Source organism: Sporanaerobacter acetigenes DSM 13106 (assembly GCF_900130025.1).
GTDB lineage: Bacteria > Bacillota > Clostridia > Tissierellales > Sporanaerobacteraceae > Sporanaerobacter > Sporanaerobacter acetigenes.
In genome coordinates this window covers 62,631-78,402 of record NZ_FQXR01000004.1, presented here as the reverse complement: position 1 = coordinate 78,402, position 15,772 = coordinate 62,631, and the positions used below count along the sequence as shown (strand labels likewise).

At 32.2% G+C, this 15,772-nt stretch carries 6 protein-coding genes; 5 read left to right on the top strand and 1 reads right to left on the bottom strand.

Annotated elements, in window-relative coordinates:
- On the top strand, positions 1-295 hold a 295-nt coding region (locus BUA21_RS04400), incomplete at its 5' end, for a hypothetical protein (protein WP_084604150.1).
- Positions 296-343: 48 nt separating this feature from the next.
- On the opposite strand, the gene BUA21_RS04395 is transcribed toward BUA21_RS04400, so the two are convergent.
- Positions 344-2,056: a stalk domain-containing protein gene (locus BUA21_RS04395; protein WP_072743516.1), complete on the bottom strand. Its 1,713-nt coding sequence runs from the start codon at positions 2,054-2,056 to the stop codon at positions 344-346.
- Between the two features lie 168 nt (positions 2,057-2,224).
- Here BUA21_RS04395 and BUA21_RS04390 point away from each other — a divergent pair, with 168 nt between their 5' ends.
- From BUA21_RS04390 to BUA21_RS04375, 4 genes are read left to right on the top strand one after another with little or no spacing between them, the layout of a single operon-like run.
- Entirely contained in the window at positions 2,225-8,776 is a 6,552-nt protein-coding gene (locus tag BUA21_RS04390; RefSeq protein ID WP_072743515.1) for an IPT/TIG domain-containing protein, read from the top strand.
- An 18-nt stretch (positions 8,777-8,794) separates the two neighbouring features.
- Positions 8,795-11,302, top strand: a complete 2,508-nt coding sequence (locus BUA21_RS04385) for an S-layer homology domain-containing protein (RefSeq protein ID WP_072743514.1) — start codon at positions 8,795-8,797, stop codon at positions 11,300-11,302.
- Positions 11,303-11,350: 48 nt separating this feature from the next.
- Positions 11,351-12,814 carry an S-layer homology domain-containing protein gene (locus BUA21_RS04380; protein ID WP_072743513.1) on the top strand — a complete coding sequence of 488 codons (1,464 nt, stop codon included), beginning with the start codon at positions 11,351-11,353 and terminating at the stop codon, positions 12,812-12,814.
- Positions 12,815-12,832: 18 nt separating this feature from the next.
- Positions 12,833-15,772: an FG-GAP repeat domain-containing protein gene (locus BUA21_RS04375; RefSeq protein ID WP_072743512.1), complete on the top strand. Its 2,940-nt coding sequence runs from the start codon at positions 12,833-12,835 to the stop codon at positions 15,770-15,772.

Sequence of the window (15,772 nt, the reverse complement as noted above, 5' to 3'; positions counted from 1 at the left end):
CAACAGTGCAGAGACAAAATCACTTAGGGAAGAAGTAAAGTCTAACAGTGCAGAGATGAAATCACTTAGAGAAGAAGTAAAATCTATCAGAGTACAGCAGCAAGAGGATCATTTGATATTGAAAGCTCTCGAACACTCGGCACAAGTCAATAAAGCTGAACATGACAAGATGGCAAACGACATAGCTCATATACAGGGAAATGTAAAAAATATTGCTGAAAATATAGATGCAGTGAAAGAAATAATAGGAAGACATGAAGTGGATTTAAAAGTATTGAAAAATAGATCGGTATAAAAAAAGGCTTCCAAATGGAAGCCTTTTTTGCGACAGCGAGAACCGTCCCTACTGTCGCAAAGGTACTTGGTTTTTGTCTACTATTTCAGTAGAAACATTTGTATTCCAAATAGATGCACAGCAGTCTATAGCATTTTGAACCTTGTCAGTGAGTATTTGTTTTCCAGTTTCTCCTGCACTTATCCACTGTTCATCACTTACTGAAAAATCTCCTTCTACTATAATGCGAAAATTGTCTAGCCCTTCTTCATGGATGGTATATTTAAGTCCAAAATCATATCTTCCATAGCTAAAGAAACCATAACGAGTATTTAAATATTCTTCTGTTTCTTTTAAGAGATCGACAGAACGAATTCTATTATCTTTCAAGTTAAATTTTATAGGTTCATATTTATCATTAGGGAACACTATTTTTCCATTGACTTCTAAGTCGGGATGCATTTTCTTTATTTCCCAATTGAGTCTTTTTAGATATCCCATTTTTGTATAAATGTGACCATTTGCAAAGTCATTAGAATCAGAGTATGTGGTTATGTATATATCATCTCCATTAGTTTCCACATCATATTCAAATTTGATATTGTTGTATTTATTTAAATTTTTCTCAAGTATTTCTGCTAAATACACAGGATTTATATTGCTATCCTTTTTAAGACCACTATTTGTGAAGTCGAAATAAAGATCACTGTTTTTAGTGTCAAAGGTCACATAATTTTTCCTAGATGAATGAGAGTATTTGCTATAGTAGGGGTTTCTTATAGCCCCATAAATAGAAGTATCTTCGTTGTATAGACTCAAAATAGCCGAATATATATCCCAAATCCAATTTTCAACATCTCTTCTTTGAAGTTTATCCCAATTTCTGATTCTAGAAGAAGAAAAATCAATATCTAAATAGATCCAATTTCCATAATGACTGGCTATTTCTAATTTCATTGGTATATCATCTAGTTTATATAGATAATTGTTTAAATAGTTTTCTAAATCTTTGGCAGTAGTTAGTTTCTTGTACGGAATCTTTAAACTACCTACAATTTCTTTTCTTTTTTCCAATTGAGCTAATTGTATATCAAGAAGATAATTTTGTCCTTCCCTAAATCCTAATAAATTGTCAAAGGATGAATAATCTTTATTTTTGACCAATAGTCCATTGGCATCTATATATAATAAATTTACTTCACTTTTATATGTAGGGGTGATATATAGATATGGAGAAATACTATCTATAGGTACATATATATCGTCATTGTACATAAATCCTTCAAAATCTAAAGATTTTTTATCCAAATATATTTTTACGTCTCCAAAATATACCTTTATATTTCGGACTTTAGATTTTTTTATATAATCCTCAGTTTTTCTAAAATTTTTTCCATATTCAAGGATGTCAATTTCATCTTCTAAATCATGCTTGATATTTTCTTTTGTTTCTATTTCATAGCCTCTTTGATAGGAGGTAGTGGATTTGTCTATGTTTTTTTTGAGTTTCCCTTTAGAGTCTAAGAAAATACTTTTTTTATTTTTGTTGAATTTCACATTTAAACCAAGTCCACGTCCCAAATCCTTTAGAGGAACCCATATATCATCATTATATATAAAAGGTTCTTTGTGATTTGATATTTTTTTCCCTTCTACTTGAATTTCCATATTGCTAAATTCTGCGTCAATTTCCTTTACATAGCCTGTTGCAAATCCTGTAGTGGGCAGCAAAGGGAAGACTATAGCCAATATAATTATGATGCAAATTATTTTTTTGTACACAACTTCCACTCCCTTCAAATACTTTTCCATAATTTATATCGGCAAATTTCTATAAATCTTCTACAATATCCTCAAGAAAGGTACATATTTTGCCGATAAAAATATGTAGGACTATGAATACAATTATACTTTAATATATTTTATATTTTCAGTTAAGGGGGACTACATATGAAAAAGAATAGATTGCTTTGTACTATTTTAGCCATATCCATGATTGTAGGTATACTGCCATTGGGAGAAATAGCCTATGGAGCAGAGGGTGAAGTAAAGGTTGAAAAAATTGAAATATATAGAACTTTCAAGGATACATCAGATAAAGGTACCTATAGTATAGCTATTACAGGTAGTGGATTGAGTAGAACCCAAGTATTATATATGCCTACTGGTGGAGGAGAATACCAAGTTCTAGGGACTCCGGGGCCAGGAAGTAATGATTATTTCTTGCAATTCAAAATAGATCCAGAAAAACAAATTTCCAAACTTCAAATAGCAGGAAAACCATATACAATAGATGAAACAGGAATGCCTAAAATAGGGAAAGTTATTCCTTCAACAATTGATATAAACTCGGCAGACCCTAAAATTGAAATAGAAGGACAAAATTTAAAAGTGACAAGTAGTGATGTGAAGGTATTTGCCAATACTCAAGATATTTCAGGTAAATTCGATAACGATACTAAAGTGACTTTAGATTCTAATACTCTTAAAAAACTAGACAAAGGTATGAATCACATAATCATAAAGAGTACAAAAACAGAAACAGGAATACCAGTAGAGACTACATACAATTACAACGATTTATTTAGAATTTATGAAGGAATGGAGATAAAGGATGAAGAGGTAACTATATACCCAAATAGAGGAACTGTAGGTACAGAAGTAACTATAACTATAAAAAACAAAAAAGAAAAATTTTCAGTATTTTTTCTAGAAGATGAAACAAAGCCATTTTTATATGAAAACATGGGGACAGACCCACAATATCCTGATACAACTGATGCAAATAGAATTATAAAAATAAAGGTTCCTAAGCTTGAATCAGGGAAGACATATAAAGTTATTTTGACAAACAATTTAGATTCATATAAAAAGCCGGGACTTGATATGTCAAATTTAATCACAAAGGAGCAAGTTGTTGGTGAATTTTATGTAGTGGATGCAAGTGTAGGTCCTCAAATATACAAGGTAGTACCTAATCAAGGAACGAGTGCTGGTTCTTATGTGGCTATATATGGATATAGACTTGATGAATTGAAGATAAATGGTTTAGAGGGAAATATAAATGAAGTTACTGACAAAGATGTAGAGATAATAAAAAAAGGATTAGATGAGCCAGTAAAGCTGAAAATTGATTATGAGCATAGCGGTGTAAAATATAATGAAAAAGAAGTAAATTCTATAACTAGGGATTTTCTAGTGACTATTGGTAGAGATGCATTGTTTGAAGATGCTCATATTGGGAAAAACCAATTTATCAAGGGAGATGACAAACTAGATACCTTATATGTAAAAACTAAAACTATAGATGAAAAAGACCTGAAAGATCCAAGAAAGGATGTAATTGTAGAGATAACAACTACTATAGAAATAAGTGCAACAGAAAAGTATGTGTTTACAGAAGTAGCAAAATTAGATAAGGGTTATACTTTTCTTCCTAGCTATCAGGATCCAGTCATTGAAAAAGTAACTCCAGATAAAATTGAAGTTACAAATGACAGCAATGACAATAAAGAAACATCCCATGATACTATACTTTCTATACAAGGGAAAAACTTTAATGTATTTAGATATAAAGAAGGCAATGATTTCAAGACCAACTATCCAAAAGTAATTATAGGTGGTTCAGGTGAAGATACAGGGCAAATAATTATAGAAAGAAAAGAAGATGGGAAGGTATACTATGGAAGTTCTGACAATAGAAAAGAAGATGGAGAAATAAAATATGAAGTTATAGAAAATGCCATATTTGAAGTTTTGGATAAAAACGGTGGTATTGTCACTGGGGTAGGTGGAAACGAAGTAGGAGATTCCATTGTTGTCACTATTCCAAAGGGTAGAAAAATATCAGACAAGAATATAAATACTTCCCTTCCTATAGCTGTAGCAAATCCAAAGAGGGATTCAAATGAAAAAGGGCTTTATAATTATAAAAATGATCTTATAAAATTTGTCACAGTCACTAGTAGTCCTATTATAGAAAAAGTAGACCCTTATATTGTTACAGTAGAAGGTGGAGAAGAAATAACAATTGAAGGTAGAAATTTTCAAGATGGTATAAAAGTATTTATTGATGGCAAAGAAATACAAAATGTGACAAGGGATATAGATAAACAAACAACTAGAGGAACATTGAAATTCAAAGCTCCCAAAGGAAGAGAAGGAGAAAATATTCTACAAGTCATGAACCCAGATGGAGGTAGTGACACCCATGAGTTTATATATGTAAAGACCATGAACATAGATCCCAAGATTACATCTATAGCACCAAACAAAGGGACAAAAGACACATTGGTAGTTGTAAAGGGAAACAACTTTTTAAAGCCAGATCAAACGGTCAATGATTTGTCAGGATTAGGTATATATAAGCTAATAGGGACAAGAGTTTTCCTTGGGAAGGATGATGTAAACAGGTATTATGAGGAAAATGGGAAAAATGCTTTAAAGGAGAATTACGAAGTTCCAACTATAAAAGATAAAAGACTGATGTTTATAGATGAAGACCCTTGGACAAAAAAACAATACTTAAAGCTTTCACCTTATTACAAAAGTGCAGAAATTAAAGAGGGACAAGATATCTATTCTATATATGTAGATTATGAAGGACATCCAGTTATAACTGGGGAAAGTCAATCATACACATTCAGTATGGCAAATATTGAAGGTGACAATAAAATTATAGCCATAGATAATGATGGCAAGGAATATGAAGTAACATCCGAGAAAGAAATATTAAAATTAAAAAACAATGAAAGCAGTAAAGAATTTACTATAAAATTTGATTATAGTCTTCTTTCTATTGGAGAAAATGAATTTGGCACCAAATATTTAAGGGTAGCAGATTATCATGATAGCTTGATATTAAAAAGTAATGAAAAGTATTATTTGTTAGAAGTTGACGATATGGGAAAAGTTACATTATCAGATGGCAAAAATGATTCTTATGAAATAGTTTTAGATGGAAATTCTATCAAAGCACTTCAAGGAGGAAAGTCGTATGATGTGGAAGTTAAAAATGATTCCATAAAAATAAACAACAATACTTTTACATTCTGTACCCCATATGAAATTGATGGACAAACTGGAGTTATAACAGGACATAGAGCAAAGGTAAGAAATAAAAATGAAATCTGGGTTAGTATTCCCGAAAAATCTATACCTGGATTTTATGATGTAATTGTAAGGAATCCAGATACTAAGAGCTATGTTGTAAAAAATGGATTTGAATATTTGATACCTCAATCAAGACCTAAAATAAACTATATCGCTCCAAGTCAGGGTTCTGTAGAAGGAGGATATGAAATAACTATTTATGGAGAAAACTTTGAGGATACATCAGAAGTATATATATCAGGAGTGAAAATACCTGAGAAGGATTTGAAAGTAAATCCAAACTACAAATCTATAACTGTAAAAGTACCAAAATATCCAGGAGATGTAGATACTGATTTTATAACTGATAAAAAGTTTGTTCCAATAGTAGTAGTCAATGAAGATGGTGGTTCGGCTAGTAGAGAAGATTTGTTTTGTTATGTTATAGCTTCGAGTAGACCAAGAATAGATAAAATCAATCCTATAAAAGGTTCTGCAGCAGGATATGAAATAGTAGAGATATGGGGATATGATTTCAGGTTTTTTGAACCCTACAAAGGGGAAATACCAAAGGATGGAGATAAAAACTACGAGGATATAGACAGAAATGGCAAATGGACGAATATGAAATCTCACAATGACTGCACAATGAAAAAACCACTAAATAGAGTAGTGAATAACTACAAGGAATACTGCAGTTCTCCAGTGTTGCCTAAAGTCTATTTTGGGAACAATGAAGCTAAAATAGTAGAGTTCAATGACAAAGGATATATTAGAGTCGTGACACCTAAAAGTGCTATTCAAGGTGTAGTAGATGTATATATAGTCAACAATGATGCAGGAACATCTCCAAAGATAAAATATACCTATGAAGGCTCAAATCCAAAGATAGGTACAATAACTCCAAGTGTAGGGAAAAGACAAGGTGGAGAAAAAGTAGATGTAGTTGGACAAAACTTCAAAGAAAACTATATATCCCTTTTCAATAAAGAAGGGAAAGAAGAAAGGAAATCAACTTATTTAGTTCGATTCGGAGAAATAACAAATAGAGATATTCCTAGAGAAGGTGAAAATTCAGGACTTATATATGGAGGAAAAGCAACTATAAAATTGCCAGGTGAATTGAAGGTTGAGTATGAACTAATACAAGAAAAGCCAACAATAAAGCTGTACCTTGAGCACAACAAAAAAATTTATAGCGGACAATATGAATATACTGGCGGAGAAAAATTCATTGATTTGAAAGGATTAAAAGACAGTGAAGGGAACAATTACAGTGGATTTGAACTTGTGAAGGTAGAGGTAGTGGATAATAGAGTTTTTGTGGATAGAGGTTATTCACCAAATGTGGCCTTTAAATCTAATACTCAATTGGAAGTAGATACTCCTACTTATCACGTCATAGGCAATGTAAATGTTGTTGTAGAAAACCCTGATGGGATATCAAATAAAGCGGTTTTCTTATACAAAAACCCTGATAGCAAACCTAAAATTACAAATGTAAAAAGAGATGGGCAAAACCCGGTACCAGGTGATGATGGAAAAATTCTCATCCAAAGGGTTAATGTGAAAAGTCAAAGTATAATCACTATAGAAGGTACTGATTTTAGAGATGTAGAAAAGGTTCAGATAGGGAATGTAGAGGCTATCACTACATTCTTGTTAGACAACAAAGATTCAAACAAGAATACTATTACCTTTAAGATGCCTATAGTAGAAGGTAAAGTAAACAAGGATATGCTATATCCAGTAATAGTTGTAAATGATGATGGAGGAACTGGTTCTTCTGCAGAATCTATACCAAGGCCAATATATATTCAATTCACCTCAGGTGAATCAGAGCCTTCAATCACTAGTATAGAACCAGATAGAGGCCCTGCTACTGGTGGAACAAAAGTGAAAATCATAGGAAATGATTTCAGAAAAACTATGGAGGGCTATGAAGGAGAAAAGCTGAAGGTATACTTTGGAGAAAGCAAAGTAGAAGATAAAAATATAAAATTCATAGACTATAAGACTATAGAAGTTATAGTTCCACCTGGCAAAACATTGGGACAAGTACCAGTAAGAGTTGAAAATCCGGATGGCTCATTGTGTGAAGGAAATATAAATTTCAATTATATAAGTAAACCAACCATAGAAGGAGTATCACCAGATAGATTGTTTACCAATGATACAAAAACAGAAGTTACTATTACTGGAGAGCAGTTTTTGCCAAATGCAAAAGTAGTAGTAGGTGGAAAAATAGTAGATAAAAAAGATTTAAAAAAAGATATGCAAATCATGGGAGAAGGTATACTTGAGGTGGATGCTCAAGGAAAGAATAGAGAAGTAGCAGTAGTTGGAGGAATGGAAGCTGCTACTGTGAAAGTGGAAAATGAAAACACTATAAAAGTTACATTTAAAGAAGCTAAAGAACTAGAAAATGTAAATTTAATCATCATAAATCCAGATGGAGGTATATCAGATCCTTATGACAAATTTAGATATGAAAAACCAGTTCCTTCAAAGCCATTGGTACTTGAAGGAATACCAGGGTATGAATCAACGGTGAAACTCATTTGGTCTAAATCTGGAGAAGATATTTTAAACAAAGCTACAAGATATGAGATATATGGGAAAAAGGCCATAGATAGTGAGTATACCTTTATTGGAGATACATCTTTAGCTGAATTTTTAGTGAAAGGATTAGAGCCAAATACAGAGTATATTTTTATGGTGAGAGCATTAAATGAGCATGGAGCAGCTATAGACTTTGCTACAGTGAAAGTTCGAACTCTATCTATACGAGAAGATGAGAAACTAAAAGAAAAAGAAGACAAACTCAAAGAAGAAGAAAAGAAATTAAAGGAAAAAGGTAAAGAGGAAGTAATCGAAGGAAAGATGGTGAAAATATTAGGTACGGATGATTTGTTAGGAGGAGTAGGAACTATTGATTTTTCATTGGCAAAGTACAAAAAATATGATAAATTTATAGTATCAATACCTGTTTCAATGGTGAGAAAGGACTCTAGATTGACCATAAAAGATAGAACATTTTCACTTATATTGAATCCAAGAGATTTATATACTCATGAAGTGAGTAAAAAAGATAGTGGAAACACAGATGCATATATAAGGATTCACTTTGAAAGAAATGGAGAAAGACATTTGCCAAGGGGAAAGAAAGCTTCCTCAAAATCCTATGATATATATTTTGACTATCAATATGGAAAAGAAACTTTAGAGATAGAGAATATGCTTAAAAATGGGAAACTATTCATAGAATATGATTCTATTGCTTATCCAAATAGAAAAGATTTTTATCTAGCTAGACTGGATGAGAAGAAGGGCAATTATGTATTTGTCAAAAAGGGAAATTCAACTGATATAAATAAAAGTGGCAAATACATCCTACTATCTAATAGATAGAGAAAAGGAGATTTTAATATGAAGAAAAAAATATGCATAACAATAATCCTCTCTTTGATATTTATACAATCTATATCCCCATTTGTCTATGGGATGGGACCAAGTACTTCCCATCCCATATATGAGGGTGTGAAAAACGGAGACAGTCATTTTAAAAATGTCTCCTTTTCTGATATAAAGAAGCATTGGGCAAGAGAAGCCATATATGAAGTTGCAGCTCTTAAGTATATGGAAGGCAGTGGAGGAAAATTTTATCCTGATAGATATCTTAGCAATGAAGAAATTTTATCTATCATGGTAGATATTTTGGGAATGGAGGAGGACGAAGAAATATCAAATCCAAAGTCCAAAGCCACTAGAGAGGATGCAGCCTATTATCTAGGAAAGGCTTTGAACTTGACTCCAGCTGGAAGTGATGAAATCATCAAAGTTTACAATTTCAAAGATGCTCATAGAATTGATAAAGAAAAACTTCCTTTAATTGAAGCTGTTCTTAAAAAGGGATATATGTCTGGCGCAAATTCAAATTCTTTTTTGCCAAAAGGATATATAAACAGAGCTCAAATGGCTCAAATACTTTTCAATGCTAGTGATGATTTGGCAAAGAAGAGAAATATGCTTGCCAAAGAAGGTCAGATAATTGAAAAAAATGAAGTAGTGGAAAATGGCAAAAAGGTCATTTATTTCAATATGGAGAATATAGATGGCACTAGGAATTATCTAAAATATGACAAAAAGAGCAAAAACATATTTATAGTACAAAAAAACAAAGCAATATATTATCCTGATGTATTGCAAAAAGGAGATTTTTTGAAGTATTACATAGATAAAAATGGACAAGTTCTTTATGGAAGATTTACACCTAAAAAAGATTTCAATCTCACTGGAACTATAGAAGCTATAAACTATGAGGAGAATACCATAAGAGTTTTGGACTATTATGAAAAAAAGCATACTATAAAGATAAATCCAAATACTATTATAGAAATAGAAGGAAAAACTTCAAATATAGCTGAGCTCTACTATGGACAGGAAGTCTCAGTTAAATTAAAGGGAAATGATGCGGTAAGGCTCATAGCCTATGATGAGGAAGATCCAGAAAGAGATGGCTATATCATACCGGGAACTAGATTTAAAGTAGGAGATGTGTTGTTTATCACTGGAAATGAAATTGAGATAAAATCTAGCAGTGAAAGGGAAAAGTACAAAATCAATTCTTCTACTGGAATAACCAAAAATGGTACAAGATGCGAGCTATTTCAAATAAAGCCTGGAGACAAGGTCATGCTCACCTTTGATGATATATACACAAGTGAAGTATCTAATATAAAAGTTGAAGACGAAGAAAGACATATAGAAGGAATACTTAAAGGTAAAATAGAATTGGTAGATGAGAGAAACAAAGAACTTATCTTGAAGGAACCATATATATATATTGAAGGAAAGTGGAATCCTTATGGTTCTCACAATATAAGGTTAAAGGCAGAAAATGACAAACTCTATGAAGATGGTGAAAAGATAAGTTTAAAGAAGATTAAAAATAGGAAGAATGAAGAAGTATATATTGCTTTTGACAAAAGCTATGGCAATATGAATATATCTAAACTTCTAATCAAAAGTGGTTCTTCTGTAGCCCATAAGGACAAAATAAAAGATATAGAATATGGTACAGGAAAGTTTGTAGTAGACAACAATACCATGTATTTCCACCCCGGTACCATAGTGGTGAAAGACAATAGACTGGTAGATTCCTTAAATATAGATAAAAACCAAGATGTATTTGTCTACAGTGACTATACTAGGGGACAAAGACATGCAAGCATTGTTTCCATAGAGGGAACAGGAATACTTGATGATAGAATAGATGGAACTAAACTCATTGTCTATAGAGGGAAAATAGAAGATATATATGACTATGGAATTAAAATTGGTAGGATGAACTACAGATTAGATCATCTAAAACTTACAGACAACAAATGGGTAGAAATGAGTGGCTCTGAAAAGTTTATATTGACTGAAGATACTCTTATATATGATAGTGAACTCCAAAAGATTATACCTTCAAATTCGTTTGTATCTTCTAGATATATAAATTATAAAGATATAAAAGATTCTACATTGAGAGAAAGAGTTAAAAATGATTTCTACAAGGGAAAGACTGCCTATTTCGTAGTGAGAGAGACAAAGGATGAAAAAGAAGTACTTGCTCTAAATATGACTCCTCAACTAAATGAATACAGCCAAAATGTGAAAACTCACTATAGCACTATTGGAGAGATAAAAGATATAAATGTGGACAATGGAACTATAGGCATCACAAAAGTTAAAAATTACAATACTTTAAACGATAGATGGGAAAATGGATCAGATGAAACTATAGATTTAAATAGAAGTGTTGTTCTTCTAAATGATAAACCTATGACTAATGATGAAATTTATAAATTGAGAACAAAGTGTAAAGTATATATAGTGAAAAATAAAGATTCCTCCAAAGACATGGGATATGTCCTATTGGTGGAAGACTAGGCCTGAAGGCCAATTATAAATTAAAAGCTTAAAGATTGGAGGTTTAACATGAAAAAACATATAGCTTTCTTCCTAGCTTTGATATTACTCCTAAGTCCTATGGAATCCTTTGCTATAAATATTCCGGGGTATGAAGGTGGAATACAAAATGAAAGCATCTACAAAGAAGTCATATTTGTCACAGGAGAGCCTATAGTATTGGAGGGTACCCTTGAAATAAAGACAAAAATGAAAAATGATACCATCACAGAGCAGTATACTTACAAGCTTTCGAATATAGCCAAAGATGCAAAACTTAGTAGAACTATAAAACTTAGTGAAAAATTAGATACAAAGGGAAATCAAACTACATCTAAAAAGACTTTGGATGGATATAAAGAAACTTTGACTATAGGAAAGAAAAAATATGAAGTAAAAGATGAAAACTATCAGTGGAATCAAGGAACGGTAGTTCACAATACCCCATTGGTGGGATACCATGCAGGGGATTGGTCTGCAAGAAAAACCTATATAGTGGATAAAGGCAAAGAAAGCATTACAGTACAGACTGTAGGGAATCTAGTAGGCTATGACAGCCCTTGGTCTGCTACTGAAACCCAAACTTTAGACTATACCATAAACTATGAAAACAAGATTGACAAAAAAAGAAATTGGGAAGGAACTGCTTCTCTTGAGGCTTCCTACAATATGACCAAGGATTATGAATATGTAGACAATGTACCAAATCAAATTAGTTTCAAAGGGGGATTTTTGCTTACTGAAAAACAAGACAATGTTCTTAAATACTCCTATGATCTTCCAAGATTTAAAGAAGAGACTATGTTGAATGGAAGAAATACAGGGAAAGATAGTTTCTCAATAGATACAAATCCTATTATTACTCGCCTCAACATACCAGCTGTAAGAGATGTCCTAGGACTCCCCAATGAGAAGGATATGCTACTTTTAGCCAGTATGGAGGCGCTACCTCTTGGCAGCACTTATTTAGGGCCATCCTCATCTATGAGTAGAGGGGATTTTGCCAGAGCTATTGTCAATTCCATGAATATACCTTTGGAAAAAGAAGAGGAAAATACTAAAAAGAAAAAGAAGAATCAAGAAGAAAAACTTCCTACATATATAGATGTAGGGAAAAATCATAGAAATTATGATTATATAGAAACAGTGACAAAGAGAGGAATCATGGAAGGAGTAGGAAGGGGCAAATTTGAACCAGACAAGTATCTTACAAGAGCCGAAGCAACTACTATTTTAATTAGAATGTTGGGATTTCAAAACCTTGCACCTATAAAAAATTATTCAACAGGCTACAAAGACAATGGTAGTATCCCAGCTTGGGCCAAGGACCATGTATATGTAGCAAAGATGCTTGGTATCATAGAAAAAGATCCATATTTCTATCCAAATACAGACATCACTAAAGCTGAAGCATCAGAGTTAATTGTCAATTTCATAAATTATCTTCAAAAGAGCTTAAAATATGACTATAGGGAAAATATATTGAACAATTAAAAAACAGGGGAGGAAAGCATGCTGAAAAGATTGATTCCAATACTCATTGCAATAGCTATACTTATGTCTTCCATAGTTAGTGCGGATGGATTTAGAGAAAAGGAAGACAATATAAATTTACTCATTATACACAGCAAAGATTCATCAAATTATCTAGATGTATATCAAAACTATAATCAAAGTTTGATACCAAATTTGAAACTTGAAAGTATTTCTATAGATAGAGTAGGAAATATGGACTTGTCTAAATATCACATAGTGTATTTAGATAAATCTATAAAAGGAAAAGATGATTTTAAAGCAAACAAACATATGCTAATGAGCTATGTAAGAAATGGAGGCTATTTGTTTTTGGAAAATAGCTTCTATGATGAATTTCCAAAAGAGTTTATAGGGGTTTCTGGGTTTGGAAAACTGGAAAACTTCCCCACCTATGTGAAGTATCCAGAAGTTAAGGAGAATTTTAAGGGAATTCAAGAACTTTTTAAAACTTTTCATGATGAAATAAATTCTTTTTATGACCCAAACACCCTAAACAGTTTGAACTTAGGGGTAGGATTTGTGCCATCTACAGCTAAGCCTTTGGCTACTAGTGGTGAATTGACACTCCTTGGTATAAACAATGTGGGAAGTGGATGTGTATTTTTATCTAGTGGCATAATTCCCAATGAGGATTTCATTACAGGCTTTGATATGAAGGCAAAGGACAAATCCCAAAGCTATTTCAACTATACCTTTGCTACGGGAAATTATCTTTTTAGAAATGAATTCGTATCAACTGTGTCTAAAGAAATATATGGCTATTCTGTGGAAAAGGTGCTGGGGACCTATGGAAGACCAGCTATGGCTTGGCAAAATCATTTTGAAGTACTATCTGCAGTAAAAAATGGCTCCATGGAAAAGTGGATAGATGTACTCAAAGAATATGATGAAATTCCATCCTATTCTCTAGCACGAAGTTTATTTGAATGGGGAAGTTGGAAAGAAAGCATAATAGCCCATACAAATGTTGGAACTACAGGGAAACCAGCCTTTATTGGAGAAGAAGAAAATTCTCATTATTCTTCAGGGAAACATTTAGAGACAGAAAAAGATTATGTGTCCATAGCAACATATCCACAGTACAAAAATCTCTATGCAGAAATAGAACTACCTTATAGAGCTTATCCAGATTTGGGAGATTTAAATGGAGATGGGACACTAGATATAGTATCTGGAAGTGCCAATGGATATGTATATGTATTTTTAGGCAAAGAAGATGGAGAAGGACTACAATATGAAAATAGAGAATTTCTAAATAATGAAAATGAAAAGCCCATAAATGTAGGCTCATATTCTGCTCCAATACTTTATGATTTAAATAGAGATGGGAAATTGGATTTAATAGTTGGTAACCAAAATGGGCAAATCATTTCCTTTATAAATATAGGAGATATGAAATTTAAAAAAGATAAAATTCTTTTAGAAGAAAAGAATTTTCAAAATGTATCTCCAACTATAGGAGATTTAGATGGAGATGGAGTAGAAGATTTAATTTTGGGAAATTCAAAAGGAGAACTATACTTCTACAAAGGGAAAAAGAATGAAGATGGGCTAGTATTTGACAAAAAAGGTATGAAGTTCAATGTCAAATTAGATTCATATTCTGCACCAAGAATTGTAGACTATGATGGAGATGGAAAAGTAGAAATAGTAGTAGGTTCAAAAGATGGCTATATAAAGGTATATAAAAATAGATTTCCAAAGCTTGTAGATAGTGGCTATATAGAAGGAAAGACTTTGAATCCATTTAAAAACAAAAGTTTATGGGGAGGGTACTATTCTGTACCAGCCTTCGGAGATATAAATAAAGATGGGAGAATAGATTTATTGGTAGGTCAAATAGAATTTGGACTTCCCAAACCTATAGATTCATCTATATTTCCATATAAAAAACAATTGGAAAATGCTATTGACTATGCAAACAAAAATTATATAGAATTTTATCCTCATACCTATTTTCACAGCTACAAAAGCTATACTCAAGAAAGAAAAGAACTTGAGCTTCACAAAGAAGCTTTTGAATACTATGGTATACCTTGGGAAAAGCTAGGGACCAATCAACATACTTGGAGGATAAACAATATAAGCCCTACTCAGTCTTTCCATAGTGAGATTCAAGAGGGTATAAAGTGGAATTCAGGTTTTAGGCCTAGTCAAAAGGCAGGAGAACCTAGTCTTTCTAGGGACTATATTTGGGCAATGCCATTTTATCTTTCCAATGGAGAAAAGGTTGAGGATTTCATACTATTTAATCCTGCACCCAATATACCTATACATGAGAGTGCCTACAAGAGCATATCTTCTTTGGATTTGCCTATTACCTATTTTTATCATATGGAATATGCAGTGCAGGAAGAAAAAGGTCTTAAAGATTTAAGATATAAAGCATCTTTTTTGAACAATTTGAGGAATAAATATGACTACAATTTCATGACAGAAAATCAGATGTTTGAAACCTTTTCATCTGTCATGAATGGAGATGTTCATATATCTAGAGTAGAAAAAGATGGGAAAATATCTTTTACATTTACTCCTTCAAATGCTAATGAAAATGTTCTTGGTATAAAATTTGAACCAGGAGAAGCATTAGAGGATAAGGACTTTTTTGTTGATGGAGATATATATATTAGGAAAGGAAAAAATTTATACATTGGTTTAAATAGAAAAGTAAATTTAATTGAAGGCAAAGTAGAAGATTCTCCTCATATAGAAAGGGTCAATGTACCAGTAGACATTCAATATGAAGAGGAATATATGGAAATAAAGCTGAAGAAAAAAGGACTTCAACAAGTTAAGATATATGCACCAAAGGGTATAGAAGTACTAAATGAAGATTTTGAAATAAAAAATGAAGGAAATTCATATATCTTCACAAGATATGGAGATGAAACTACTCTAAAATTAAAACTAGAGTAA

Coding starts and splice junctions, on each gene's coding strand:
- BUA21_RS04390 (WP_072743515.1), top strand. CDS start 2,225: ATGAAAAAGAATAGATTGCTTTGTACTATTTTAGCCATATCCATGATT.
- BUA21_RS04385 (WP_072743514.1), top strand. CDS start 8,795: ATGAAGAAAAAAATATGCATAACAATAATCCTCTCTTTGATATTTATA.
- BUA21_RS04380 (WP_072743513.1), top strand. CDS start 11,351: ATGAAAAAACATATAGCTTTCTTCCTAGCTTTGATATTACTCCTAAGT.
- BUA21_RS04375 (WP_072743512.1), top strand. CDS start 12,833: ATGCTGAAAAGATTGATTCCAATACTCATTGCAATAGCTATACTTATG.